This window comes from Neorhodopirellula pilleata (genome assembly GCF_007859915.1).
GTDB classification, from domain to species: domain Bacteria; phylum Planctomycetota; class Planctomycetia; order Pirellulales; family Pirellulaceae; genus Rhodopirellula; species Rhodopirellula pilleata.
The window spans coordinates 1,106,978-1,119,142 of sequence record NZ_SJPM01000001.1 but is presented as its reverse complement, the minus strand read 5'-3'; the positions used below and the strand labels follow the sequence as shown (position 1 = coordinate 1,119,142).

Sequence of the window (12,165 nt, the reverse complement as noted above, 5' to 3'; positions counted from 1 at the left end):
TCACGTCGTCATGCCCAACGCGCTCTCCGAATCGATTAGCCCTTATCTGCTGCAACACCAAAACAATCCGGTCGATTGGGTACAGTGGGGGCCGCAAGCGTTCGCGACTGCTCGCGAGCGTGACGTGCCCGTGTTTTTGTCGGTCGGTTACGCGGCGTGCCATTGGTGCCATGTGATGGCGCATGAGAGTTTTGAGAACGACGAGGTCGGTCGTTATCTCAACGAGCACTTCGTGTGCATCAAAGTCGACCGAGAAGAGCGGCCTGACATCGATCAAATCTATATGAACGCCGTCCAGTTGATGACCGGTCATGGCGGATGGCCGATGAGCGTCTTCTTGGACCACGAAGGCCAACCATTTTATTCGGGAACCTATTGGCCCTTGCACCCGCGAGGCGGGATGCCGAGTTTTCCTCAGGTGCTCGAAGCCCTCGTCGACGCGTGGACGAATCGTCGCAGCGATGTCGGTTCGCACGCCGTCGAGATCACGCAAGCCCTCGCTCAACTCGCCAAAGGCACCGGCGATGTGGCCGCCGACGTGCCCGGCCCGGATCGCGTCGGCGTCAGTGTCGAGAACCTGCTCAAGTCCGTCGACATGACCTGGGGCGGGTTCGGTTCGGCTCCCAAGTTTCCCCACGCGACCGACATGGACTTGATGTTGAGGGTCGGATTTCGCACCGGCGATTCGCGATTGATCGAGGCCGTGGAATTGACCCTCGACCGCATGGCGGCGGGCGGGATTCGTGACCACATCGGTGGTGGATTTGCACGTTACAGCGTCGACGGCCGTTGGTTGGTCCCGCACTTCGAAAAGATGCTTTACGACAACGGCCTGTTGGCCGAGGTTTACACCCGGGCGTTCCAAGTCACCGGCAACCGCCGTCACGCCGACGTGGCGATCGAGATTTTGACTTACCTGCAGCGTGACATGATCGACTGCGGCGCAGGAAATGGCAACGGAGGCGGAATTCATTGCAGCGAAGACGCCGATAGCGAAGGAGTCGAAGGTAAATTCTATGTTTGGACGCCCGACGAGGTGATCGCCGTGTTGGGTGAAGAACGCGGTTCCCGCTTCTGTGCGATTTATGACATTACCGAACGAGGTAACTTCGAAGGCAGTTCGATTCCCAATTTGCCGCGAACGATCGAATCTTGGGCCGATCAAGCGTCAGTCGATCCGGCCGAACTGCACCGGCAACTCGTAGATGACCGTGAGACGTTGCGTCGACATCGCGAAGCACGTGTCAAGCCGGGCCGTGATGATAAGATCGTGGTGGCCTGGAACGCGCTGGCTATCCGTGCCTTTGCCATTGCGGGCGTCGTTTTGGGTCGTAGCGATTTTATCGAAACGGCACGCCGCGCGACCGAATTCATTCTTGCAAACATGCGAGATGGCGACGGGAATCTTTTGCACGTCTACCGCGATGGGACATCGCATCTGAACGCATATGTCGACGACCACGCGTTGCTCGCCGACGCGTTGATCGCGTTGTACGAAGCCACCGGACAAGAACGCTGGTTGACCACGTCGGTGGAACTTTCTGAGTCGATGGTTGCCCGTTTTCTTGACGCCGACGAGGGTGGTTTCTATTTCACCGCATCGGATTCCGATGCCTTGATCACTCGCAACAAAGATTGGCACGACGGTTCGATGGTCAGCGGCAATGCATCGGCGGCGATGGCGTTGTTGAGATTGTCTCGCCTAACCAATCACGATTGGACCGAACGCGTCGAGCAAACGCTTCGTTGTGGTGAGACCGTCATTCGTGAACAATCACGTGCTTGCTCGGCATTGATCGCGGTGCTCGATGAATACCATCACCATCGAGGCGAATGGGTGATCGCGGTCGAGGATTCAGAACCGATCGACAAAATCGCAACCAAAGTTCTCGGTCCATACCACCCGGGGACAACGGTTGCATGGGTGACCCGAGAAACCTCGTCGGCTCTGATCGTGAAAGATGTCTTGATCGCGGGCAAAACCTCCGTCGACGGACGGGCGACGCTGTACCGCTGCCATGATTATCAATGCGATGCGCCAGAGCTGATTTAATTAGCTATGCACTGGTCTTGCATTTAAACTGTCGCTCGCAATCGCGCGTTCGGTAGCGTGATATCGAAACGAGTTCCCTGGTTAGTCGGCCCGCCGGTATCGTTCTCACTTGACTGCGTCGGTAAGGGTTCGCCGAAGTCGACATTCTGCGCGTCGTGAATATTGATACGGCCGCCTAGCGCGTGGGTGACGTTGCGGACGAGGTACAAGCCTAAACCTGTTCCAGGGCTGCTGCGTTCGAGTTCATTGCCCAGACGGACGAAGCGACCAAATACCTTGCGTCGCAGGTTCGCTGGAATGCCGACACCATTATCGCAAACCGACATCGTCACCTCCCCGGATTCCAACGGTGCGGCGTCGGCGGTGAGTTCGGCGGTTTGCTGGCCGTGGGAGGATGACCGCCGCGAAGCAAAACGTGATTTGGTAACAGGAACCGGCTTAGCAGTCAGTTGAGCCATGATGCGAACACGAGGCGGGTTCGCGCCATACTTAACGGCGTTGTCGACCAAGTTCCGCAGCAAAATCTCGACTTGGATTTGGGGAGCGTGCAACAAAATATCTTGGCAATCGATCGTCACGGTCTCAGGGGGCAGTTTGTACCGTACGCACGTCGCCGTCGCGACCTGTTTGATCAATTCGACAAGAACAAAATCTTTCGCCTCTTGTGCGATCACGCCCCGCTCGACACTCGCGGCGTCGAGTAAATGGTTGATCAGCGTGTCCAATCGCTCGACGTCTTCGAGCATGATCTTGTGAAACGCTTCGCTTTGTTCTTGGTTCACAGCGTGCCGTGTCATCGTTTGTAAATACAATTTCAACGACGCAATCGGGCTTTTCAGTTCATGGGTCACCGCGTCGATGAAATTCGATTGGCGTCGGTTCAGATTGAACGATTTGACGCTCAGTGCCAAATAGGCAATCACCCCGGCCAATACGGCGATCAACAACACCGAACCGGCCAATAGCATTGCCCAGTACAACTCGGGTGACGCTTGGCCGCGAAGCGCTCCAATTAGCGTGCCGGTCACCCAAACGGCCGTCAAAATCACCAGCAAAACGATCAGCACCACCCCCAGCGTGATCGGGGCCCGAAGGGTGATCGGTCGACGTTCTTGGGATCTTAGCAAAGCAAAATTGAGTCGGCGGTAGGTTCAGGAAGGTTGGGCGGCGGCACATTGCGGCTCCCGCCCCGTGTTTACCCATCATCGTATCACGAGGAAGGATCCGGTCCACGGTGCGAGAGTGGGGCCTGCGGGGGGCCGATTTTCGTCTTTTGGCACGATGGTCGCACAGCGAGTAGACGACAATTCCCCATTTGCGGGTAAAATTTTACCGTCTTACCGATGACGTAGCTTCCCAGAGCGGCAATAATACGGGGATCGGATTGCGGTCGTCCTACGGAGAAGAAAGATGCGTGCTCAAGCTCCCCAGCGTCAATATTCAGAACGAGTCCTGCGCCAAGTGCGTTTGGATAGCGGCCGTGCGCTCGTCCGGGCCAACTTTTGTTTGGAGACAAGCGAGATCATCAATCTTCGTTGCGTCGATGATCGGTGCGAAACGGATCGCCAATTCGGTAACCAGTTGTGGTATTTCGAAGGCATCGGAGTCGGCGAGCACGGTCGGCGGCAGAACATCCACGGCGTCGTCGAGTATTCGGTCCAATTCGGGATCCAGGAACTCGTCGAGGACGGTATCTTTGATAGCGGCAACGAACGCGAGCGTTTTCGCAGCATTTATAATCGCGAAGTCAACACGCCCTCGTGGCGTCAGCCCGCCCATCGCCTGTTGTTGGCCGGAGTGATCGCGGTCACCGCGCTGATGTTGTTCTATCTATTGGTTCGGAATCTGCTCGCGTGAGCAGCGGTTTGGAAGCTACGGACCCAATCACGGTCGTCCACGTCGACCAGCTCAAAAAAACCTATCGGGGCGGCGGGTTGTTTCGACGCGGCAACGTTCACGCTCTCAGCGGCGTTTCGCTGCAAGCCGACGCCGGCCAAGTGTTCGGACTGCTCGGTCCCAATGGTGCCGGAAAGACCACGTTGATCAAAATCCTGCTCGGTGTTATCCGGTCGACCGGTGGACGGGCGAGCTTGTTCGGTTTGCCGGCCGGGTCCTCAACGGCGCGACAACGAGTCGGTTACCTCCCCGAATCCCTGCGGGTCGACCGACATCACACGGCAAGATCCGCACTGAAATATTATGGCAGGCTCAGTCGATTGGATTCGGCGACGATCGCAAGACGCAGCGACGAGTTATTGAAGATCGTGGGTTTGGAACGACGTGACCGAGAATCCGTCAAACGATTCAGTAAGGGAATGTTGCAACGACTCGGGTTGGCCCAAGCACTCATGCACGATCCGGACTTGTTGATCTTGGACGAACCCACCGATGGCCTGGACCCGGTCGGGCGCAGCGAAGTGCGGCGGGTGATCGAACGACTGCGAGATCAAGGCAAAACGATCTTCTTGAATAGTCATATCTTGCACGAAGTTGAACTGGTGTGCTCACACCTGGCGATCATGGCCAAGGGGCAGGTACTCGCGACCGGTCCGATCGCGGAACTTGCCGGCGGCGGAAGCGATTCCGGGATGACGTTCGATTTGGTTTACCGTTTGCCCGATGGCGACGATACCATTCACCGTCAAACAGCGGAACAGATTTCTGAATTCGCAACCGGAGATTGGGTTGCCCATCATGGCAACACGTGGCAGGGCCGACTCACATGCGACCAACAATCGTCGATCGACCGCATCGTCGATATCGTTCGCGGGCGTGACGGTTCGTTGCTGCGTCTGCAACCCGTGCGAGAAACCCTGGAAGACAAATTCATGCGTTTGATCAACGCGGCGGAAGGTCCATGAGTCTGTTCAAGCCGTATCTCGCGATCATCATCGATTCGTTTCATTCGGCGCTCGCCTCTCGGGTGTTGTGGGCGGCGATGTTGGCGATTTGGTTATTACTCGGTTCACTCGCGCCGATCGGATTACGAGAAGACTACACGACCAAGTTCCGATGGTTCGACATCTACAACGGGACGCGAATGAAAGCGTTGCTCGCCCAAGGTATTGTCGATCCTGAAGTCCAGGACAAAGCCATCGGGCGACTCGCTGCTGCGATGCCCGACGAGATGAAACGCAAGTTGCAACGCGTCGGCGAGGGCGACGAAGTCCGCATTCGTTTGGATCTTCTTACCGATGCGTTGAATGAACTCGTTGAATCTGATGCATCGAGGGATGAAGGCGAGGAAGGTTGGTATGAACCCGAGGCATGGAAAACCACCGTGCGATTGCGTGAGCTACGCGAACTCGATGAAACCAGCGATGATGAACTCGCTACGTCGCTTCGCCAGCGGCGATCCCGCCTTCGGATCGAAGCCGCCTTGCCGGGTGTGTTCGAAGCCCGCAGCGCCCGATCGGTCCTGTTAACCTACGCGGGTCTCGACTTTCCGACCGAGTTTCAAATCGATCGATCGCAGTTTGAAACGATCTTCAATCAATTCGTGATCCCCATCTTGGTCAACTGGTTGCTCGGGTTGGTGCTGGTGTTCCTTGGCGTGTTGGTAACCGCGTCGATCGTTCCCGACATGCTACAGACCGGGTCGCTGCACCTTCTGCTCAGCAAGCCGGTATCGCGATGGGCCTTGATCGTTAGCAAGTTTGTCGGCGGTTGTGCGTTCGTGTTGTTGTGCGTGACTCAGCTCGTGATCGGCTTGTACCTGATCGCGGCACTTCGTTTGGGCGTTTGGAATGCTCGGATTTTGTGGTGCATTCCGGTCGCGTTGTTGATCTTCGCGGTTTTCTACAGCGTGTCGGTGTTGGCCGGTTTGAAATGGCGTTCGGCGATCATTTCCATCGCCGCCGCTGGAGCTTTGGCTGCGATCTGTGTTGTGGTCGGGATCATCGGCGGTGTGATCGATGCGAGGATCGTTCAGCCCGATCGCATCGCGAGCATGACGATGGCCGGAGATGATCTGTTCGCCGTCACCGGTGGCAGTGGTTTGGTGCGACTGGATCTGCTCGGCGACACCGAAACGACGGCGCCGATCGAATCCACCACCCCGGCCGGACGATGGGAACCGATCATCGACAGCGAAGCGATGACGAACGATCGAATCTTGTCACCGGTGTCATTGGACGCGGACCATCTGTTAACTGCGCGAATTCGAAACGGTCGGTTCAATCCCTTCGGCTCGGGATCACTCGACCTGATCGTCCTTCCGCGGCAAGAAGATTGGAAGCCTCAACCGACTCTTCGATTACCCACCGCGACGGAACGCTTGATGTTGTTAAACGACGATCAAGTCTTGGCGATCAACACCGCCGATCTGTTGCTGACAACCCGTGACAAGATCATGGAATCACTCGGATCAGCCGACCAAGCTGAACCAAGCGATGCGAAAGATGCGAACTTGGACGAAGCGAATCCGAGCGACGAGCCCGGGCCGAAAGGTGAAACGCCATTGGCTTCTCGAGCAGCAGCACGCCAACCGGCCGCCAAGTCGGTCGGCTCTTGGTTGCGTGCGTTGGTTACCATGCAAGGCGGTGCGACCGAGGATTTTACGTCGATTCTGCCGTCGGTCATGACCCTCAGCCCGCCCGCCCGCGTCGTTCCACTGCCTTCAGAAAAGGCGATCGTTGTGCTTACCGGTGACCGTGTGTTCCGACTCGAAGCTCCCGAGGCGAGTCAAGCCGCCGCGACCGATCAACGCTGGCAAGTAACCGCGAGAACCGAAATCGATCGCAGCGACGAATCTGCCGGGCCGGTCATCGCAGCTTCGAATCGATACGTGCTGATCGCACATGGCGACCAAGCGTTACGAATCTTGGACGCGACATCACTCACGCAGCAAGGCACTTGGGACGACCCGGCGAGGCAATCTTTGATCGAGGGAACTCCGATTCAAATCGTCGCGATCAGTGATCACCGTTTTTTGTATCGAACTACTTCCGGCCATGTTGATTTGATTGAAGTGGTCGGCGAAAGCCCCAGTGACACCTCCGTTGACGTGCTCAGCCGGATCGACCTGGACAACATTGAAAGCATCAGTTGGCACGCCTCGATCGGTCCTGCCGCCGACGATTCCAGCGACCTGGGCATGCTGAATATTGCTCACGACGTCGACCGGATCAGCCGATTCCAAATTGCCGAGGACGCCAAAGTTCGACTGATTCAGTCGATCTCGCCGCCGCGTTCGGTTTGGCGTCGGATCGATTATTACGGCATCGGTGCGTTGGAATGGTTGACCCCGCAAGTCTTGCAACTCGGCGACACGACGGCCGCGATGGTCTCGGGAAATCAATCCATGGTGATCGGCGGCGGCGATTGGGGCGACCAGGAAGTCGTGCGGTATCGAATCACTCGTCCGTTGGTCAGTTGTTTCCTGTTCATTTTTGTGGTGATGTCGATCGCGTGCTGGTATTTTGGAAGAACCGACTTCTAAGAGCCTATCCGAAAAGGGGTCTGACCCTTTGGAGGCGAGTCAATTTTCGTTGCTTTTCTGGTTTCGCCGGAGAGGGTCAGACCCCTTTTCGGATAGGCTCAAAGAGACTGTTTCGAAGATCCACGGTCGCGAAGCACCGATCAAACCGATCGTCGGCCGACTGCGTATGAATGACGAGTATGAATTCCCTCGCCGCTCGGCCTTGAGTCGCTGACCCCGAAAGGAGCTTTTTATGAATCTGACTACCCGCCGGACATCGGTTTGCCTTGCGATCGGGGCACTCATATTGTTGGCGACGCCGCAAATCCAGGCCGACCCCCCTTCGAAGACGGCGGATTCTTCTGAAGCTACCGAGTCGGTTGCCGTGCTCGCTGGTGGCTGTTTCTGGTGTACCGAAGCGGTCTTCGAGCGGATGCGGGGCGTCAACGATGTCGTTTCCGGCTACATCGGCGGTCACGTCGAGAACCCGACATATCAACAAGTTTGTGGCAAAAAAACCGGTCACGCCGAAGCCGTTCAGATTTTCTTCGACCCGGCCCAAACGAGTTTTCAAGAGTTGCTCGAAGTCTTCTTCAAGGTCCACGACCCCACGACACTCAACCGCCAAGGCGAAGACGTCGGCCCCCAATACCGCAGTAGCATCTTCTACCAGGATGCCGAACAGAAAAAAATCGCGGAGAAGTATATCGAGAAACTGAACCAGTCTCGTGAGTTTCGCGGACCGATCGTTACGCTGCTCGAACCGGCCGCCAAGTTTTACGTCGCCGAGGAGTATCACCAAGACTACTATCGCCGAAATCCCAACGCGGGTTATTGCCAATACGTCGTTGCCAATAAAGTCCGAAAATTCAACCGGACCTTCGGCGAGAAAATCAAGGAAGATCTGAAATAGGCAGCATCACGGCGAAAGATCCCATGCCCTACGGTATTTTTTAAGAAACGTTAAGATAAGGGCGAACGGGTCGTTGAGCCCCTAGCCGATTAGACGTTTCTTGATTTGGTCGTTTTATGAGTACGGATTCCGCAAACACCTCTGAGTCACAACCGAGTGAACCTGCCGAGCTGAAACACTCCGATTTTCGCGTTCTCGTTGTTGATAACGAAGCCGCCCACGCCCGCGCGATGACCGAGAGCCTGGAAAAAGTGGGCTATCCATGCGAAGTCGCCACCAGCGGCCCCCAGGCCGCCGAAACGATCCAACGTGAGATGTTCGATATCATCATTACCGACATGGTGATGAACGATGTCGATGGAATGAAAATCCTCAAACTCGCCCGACAACGACTACCCGAATGCGAAGTCGTGATGGTCACCGGACACGCCACCGTCCCGATCGCCGTCGAAGCGATGCAAAAGGGCGCGTTCAGTTTCTTGGAGAAACCGATCACGCCGTCGAGCCTGCGAGCGATCGCTCAAAAGGCTGCTGAAAAGGTCCAGCTTCGGCGTCAGAACACCGAGTTGATGCAACGACTCGATGAACGATTCGGGTTCGAGGGGATCATCTACACCAGCAAGAAAATGCAAACGGTGATTGATCGGCTGCGTCGAATCGCGGCCACCGATGCCACCGTTTTGATCACCGGGGAAAGCGGAACGGGCAAGGAAATGGTCGCCCAAGCGATTCATCAAAATAGCCCACGACGCAACAAGCGAATCGTTGCTTTGAACACGCGGGCGGTCTCCGAAAGTCTTGTCGAAAGCGAGTTGTTCGGTCACGTCAAAGGATCGTTCACCGACGCCGTTTCCGACCGCGAAGGTGCCTTCGAATACGCCAACGGGGGAACGTTGTTCTTGGACGAAGTCGGTGACATGCCGATGAGTACCCAGATCAAACTGCTGCGAGTCTTGGAAGAGAATCAAATCACCCGTGTCGGTGGAAATAAATCAATCAAGGTGAACGTGCGATTGATCAGCGCGACGAACCGCCCGCTCGAAGAGATGATCGACGACGGGACATTTCGCAACGATCTGTATTTCCGTTTGAAGGTGGTGACGATCGAACTGCCACCGCTGCGAGATCGTCGCGACGACGTGATCGCATTGATGGATCACTTCCGAAAGATGTTCTTGAAACGTCACAGCAAACTGTCGGCCCATTTCACTCCGGCGGTTACCAAAAAATTCTTTGCCTACGATTGGCCGGGCAACATCCGGCAATTACGTAATTTTGTCGAAACGATGGTTGTGCTCGACACGGACGGTTCGCTCGACGAGGACGACTTGCCCCCTGAACTGACCGACGGACGCGCCGATGGTCTGGACCAGGAAATCATGGCGTCGATGAGCCAGGGGCCGACGGACCTGATCGGTAAACCACTCGCCACGATCGAGCGATGGGCGATCGAAGAGACCCTCAAGATGACCGGCAATAACCGAGAAGAGACGGCCTCGATCCTCGAGATCGGTCCCCGCACGTTGTATCGTCGCTTGGATCAATACAAGAAAGACGATAGCAAAGTCGGCTCGGCCACAGATGACTGAGCAAGCATGAATAGTCGGCCCCATCGATATCTTGTGCAAATCGGATTTGCGGGCGATTGCTATCTAGCGTCTGGCCCGGAGGGTCCCACGTCGACCAACTCATCGCTTCCCGACACGCGATCCGCAGTTCCACCGACTGCACCGGAGATCCCACGGCACGCTCGCGTGCTCGTGCAAACACCACGAGGCGTTGAATTAGGCACGGTGATTAACCGCATCCGAGCGATCGATACGATTACCGAGCGTGATTCGGTGTCGCTGCGGATCTTGCGTCGAGTGACCCACGATGACGAGCGGTTGATCGACCGTCTGCAAAAATACAAGAACGAAGCTGTACGAAAATGCCAACAGGTTTTGGCGGCGAGCGATTCGCCCGCCGTATTACTGGATGTTGACCAACTTTTTGACGGCAACACTCTGATTCTTCATTTCCTCGGCCCGGTCGATTCATTAGGGCGTGATCTCACCGATGTGATCGTTCAGGAATACGAAAACGAAGTTCAATCGATTCGTTTGAGCGAACTGATGAACGTCGGCTGCGGCCCCGGTTGCGGCACCGAGGTCGCTGGAGGATGTGGGACCGCCGGGGGATGTGCCGGTTGCTCGATCGGTTGCAAGACTCCTTAAAAATCCGTCCTTCAATGCTGCCATTCAATAGGGAGGGTCAATGGGCTGGCTAGGAAGCGGGCAGGTTAGGAAGCGGGTAGGTTAGGAAGCGATTTTTCGTTTTTCGATTTCTCGTCTTGCGGCCGTTCGAACGGGAAGCAGGTCTCGAGTGATCATCGCCTGTTCGACCCCCAAATGCGGGTTTTCGAGTCTTCGGCGCTCGACTTCCTCGGGCGAAGTATCGACGAGTCCCAGTCCGGCCAACTGGATCAATAGCTTCTCTTGAAGCCGGTCTCCTGAGCCCTCGATCACCGTCAAAAGTTGCGCCACGATCTTTCCGATCGGCGGACTCTCGAGAGTCTGGTTCTGGCCGATCGGTGGCGGTTCTTTCGAGGCATTCGCGTAGGCGGCCGCTAACCGGTTCACCAGCAAGGGAATCACCTTGGGCTCATTCAGTTGCACGGAGATCGCGATCGCCGCATCGCCGAGTCGGTTCAGTCGAGTGGGATGTTCGGTGACGGTGTGAGCGATACGTGAAATCGCTTCGCGAGCTTCCTTTGTGCCGACACGTTCGATCGCTTCGACAGCGTGTTCAAATCCTCGCAGAGTTTTTGAGAAGGCAACCAAATCCACCAATGACTCATTGTCAACGTGCATCTTTCGCAGTGACTCGACCAAGCTAACGTCGATCGCGCATTGCTCGAGTTCGAATAGTCGCGAGATTCGATCGAGCACTTTGGCCGAACGCCAATCGTCCGGCAACCGCTTGAGTAGTCGGCGAAGCGAATCTTCCGCTTTGTGAAGCGATGCCTGCCAACGCTGAAGCGCGGCGATGCATTCACCCTTCGGATCGAGGAACCGAAGTTGATGGATCAAGGGGCCGCCGACCTCTTCGGAAATCCCGAACTCTTCACATGGACGGCGGTGAGCGTCGGCAAAATTGCGTACCGCTCGTTCGTAGTCGTCCCAAATGTCCGGCCACTCCAATTCTTCAACGGCTCCGTATGACGCCTCAACAGAACTAAAATTCATCAGCAATCTCCAACGTTTAGCACACCGAACTTGAGCGAATACGATAAGAACTCAAGGGGATAGTTCTGGTGTCGTTGCGAGAGTGACCTCAGATGAACGGAACTTTACCTACGTTTTGTCTAAGCTTTTCCTTTCAAATAGCGAACTGGGTTTCAAGACCGATTACCACGCCGAAATGAAGACGTGTCAAAATGATGATAAAGCCATTATCAGCACCTAAAGGGCCTCGTGTCAACACAAAAGCCTTTTTTAGTGGATTATCGACGCCTTGCAGGGGGGCAGCGGATAACCAGGCCCCTCGGCGAAGTACCTCAATCGTGCTCCGTTAACATTTAAAATGAGGGTTGGCTTGAAACGTGGCACGGTGGTCCCCACCGTGATTCTCGACGGAGGATCGTCGAGCGACGTTGCTGAAACCCTCAAGTCAAATGTGGTTGAAGCAGTAGCTTCGGCCGATATGCGTCAGAACACGTTGCAGCGTCTCTCCGAGACGCTGACTCGAGCCTCGGAGAAACTCGTTTACGTGGGCAGAATCATTGATCTCTACTGACCG

10 protein-coding genes are annotated in these 12,165 nt (G+C 55.9%); 8 read left to right on the top strand and 2 right to left on the bottom strand.

Translation table 11 applies throughout. The annotated features are described in order from the left end of the window. Nucleotides 1-10 precede the first annotated feature (10 nt). A complete protein-coding gene (locus Pla100_RS03530; protein WP_146576243.1) occupies nucleotides 11-2,053 on the top strand; it encodes a thioredoxin domain-containing protein in 2,043 nt (680 codons plus the stop codon). Nucleotides 2,054-2,076: 23 nt separating this feature from the next. Here Pla100_RS03530 and Pla100_RS03525 read toward each other — a convergent pair whose 3' ends face one another. Then, nucleotides 2,077-3,180, bottom strand: a complete 1,104-nt coding sequence (locus Pla100_RS03525) for a sensor histidine kinase (protein ID WP_231602635.1) — start codon at nucleotides 3,178-3,180, stop codon at nucleotides 2,077-2,079. Nucleotides 3,181-3,463: 283 nt separating this feature from the next. Between Pla100_RS03525 and Pla100_RS03520 the strand changes: the two genes are divergently transcribed. The 6 genes from Pla100_RS03520 to Pla100_RS03495 all read left to right on the top strand — a co-directional run bounded on the left by Pla100_RS03520 (nucleotide 3,464) and on the right by Pla100_RS03495 (nucleotide 10,601). Continuing rightward, complete coding sequence (locus Pla100_RS03520) at nucleotides 3,464-3,910, top strand: hypothetical protein (protein WP_146576242.1); 447 nt, start codon at nucleotides 3,464-3,466, stop codon at nucleotides 3,908-3,910. After that, on the top strand, nucleotides 3,907-4,914 hold the full coding sequence (locus tag Pla100_RS03515) for an ABC transporter ATP-binding protein (protein WP_231602634.1): 1,008 nt from the start codon (nucleotides 3,907-3,909) through the stop codon (nucleotides 4,912-4,914). Before Pla100_RS03520 ends, Pla100_RS03515 begins: the two co-directional genes overlap by 4 nt. After that, nucleotides 4,911-7,493, top strand: coding sequence for an ABC transporter permease (locus Pla100_RS03510; RefSeq protein ID WP_146576241.1), 2,583 nt, complete (start codon nucleotides 4,911-4,913; stop codon nucleotides 7,491-7,493). Before Pla100_RS03515 ends, Pla100_RS03510 begins: the two co-directional genes overlap by 4 nt. Nucleotides 7,494-7,725: 232 nt before the next feature. Continuing rightward, entirely contained in the window at nucleotides 7,726-8,385 is a 660-nt protein-coding gene (gene msrA / locus Pla100_RS03505) for a peptide-methionine (S)-S-oxide reductase MsrA (RefSeq protein ID WP_146576240.1), read from the top strand. 116 nt (nucleotides 8,386-8,501) lie between these two features. Beyond that, nucleotides 8,502-9,974: a sigma-54-dependent transcriptional regulator gene (locus tag Pla100_RS03500; RefSeq protein WP_146576239.1), complete on the top strand. Its 1,473-nt coding sequence runs from the start codon at nucleotides 8,502-8,504 to the stop codon at nucleotides 9,972-9,974. Between the two features lie 6 nt (nucleotides 9,975-9,980). Continuing rightward, a complete protein-coding gene (locus Pla100_RS03495) occupies nucleotides 9,981-10,601 on the top strand; it encodes a hypothetical protein (RefSeq protein ID WP_146576238.1) in 621 nt (206 codons plus the stop codon). Between the two features lie 81 nt (nucleotides 10,602-10,682). Here the strand turns inward: Pla100_RS03495 and Pla100_RS03490 are convergent, their stop codons facing one another. Beyond that, complete coding sequence (locus tag Pla100_RS03490; protein ID WP_146576237.1) at nucleotides 10,683-11,612, bottom strand: hypothetical protein; 930 nt, start codon at nucleotides 11,610-11,612, stop codon at nucleotides 10,683-10,685. Between the two features lie 349 nt (nucleotides 11,613-11,961). Here Pla100_RS03490 and Pla100_RS03485 point away from each other — a divergent pair, with 349 nt between their 5' ends. After that, nucleotides 11,962-12,162 (top strand): hypothetical protein, encoded by a 201-nt coding sequence (locus Pla100_RS03485; RefSeq protein ID WP_146576236.1) that lies wholly within the window; start codon nucleotides 11,962-11,964, stop codon nucleotides 12,160-12,162. Nucleotides 12,163-12,165 lie beyond the last annotated feature (3 nt).

Bases quoted from the DNA above. Each gene is read 5' to 3' on its own strand.
- Pla100_RS03530 (WP_146576243.1), top strand. From the start codon at position 11: ATGCCCAACGCGCTCTCCGAATCGATTAGCCCTTATCTGCTGCAACAC.
- Pla100_RS03520 (WP_146576242.1), top strand. From the start codon at position 3,464: ATGCGTGCTCAAGCTCCCCAGCGTCAATATTCAGAACGAGTCCTGCGC.
- Pla100_RS03510 (WP_146576241.1), top strand. From the start codon at position 4,911: ATGAGTCTGTTCAAGCCGTATCTCGCGATCATCATCGATTCGTTTCAT.
- msrA (WP_146576240.1), top strand. From the start codon at position 7,726: ATGAATCTGACTACCCGCCGGACATCGGTTTGCCTTGCGATCGGGGCA.
- Pla100_RS03500 (WP_146576239.1), top strand. From the start codon at position 8,502: ATGAGTACGGATTCCGCAAACACCTCTGAGTCACAACCGAGTGAACCT.
- Pla100_RS03495 (WP_146576238.1), top strand. From the start codon at position 9,981: ATGAATAGTCGGCCCCATCGATATCTTGTGCAAATCGGATTTGCGGGC.
- Pla100_RS03490 (WP_146576237.1), bottom strand. From the start codon at position 11,612: ATGAATTTTAGTTCTGTTGAGGCGTCATACGGAGCCGTTGAAGAATTG.